Annotated in this window: 1 protein-coding gene; it reads right to left on the bottom strand. The window is 56.9% G+C overall.

All coding sequences use genetic code 11. The features are described from left to right. Positions 1-274 (bottom strand): diguanylate cyclase domain-containing protein (locus tag AVJ23_RS22050; protein WP_157772796.1); only part of this gene is annotated, 274 nt, incomplete at both ends.

Raw genomic sequence — 274 nt, 5'->3', positions numbered from 1 at the left:
AAACACCTGGTTTTTGCCCTGAGTTTTGGCCTGATACATGGCCTGGTCGGCCTGACGCACCAGTTGGTCGGCATCCAGGTCGGAGTGCGGGTCATAAAAGCTGACGCCGATGCTGGCCGAAACGCGGATTTCAATGTCGGAAAGGCTGACGGCCGCGTTGGCATTCGCCAGCAGACGCTCCATGAGCGGATAAATTTCGGTCTTATCTCGTATGCCGAGCATGACGGCCACAAATTCATCGCCTCCCAGACGGGCAATGGTGTCTTCTTCGCGC

This window comes from Pseudoponticoccus marisrubri (genome assembly GCF_001482405.1).
Classification (GTDB): Bacteria; Pseudomonadota; Alphaproteobacteria; order Rhodobacterales; family Rhodobacteraceae; genus Pseudoponticoccus; species Pseudoponticoccus marisrubri.
Note: the sequence above shows the minus strand (reverse complement) of the source record. Positions and strands in the feature narration are given on the sequence as shown.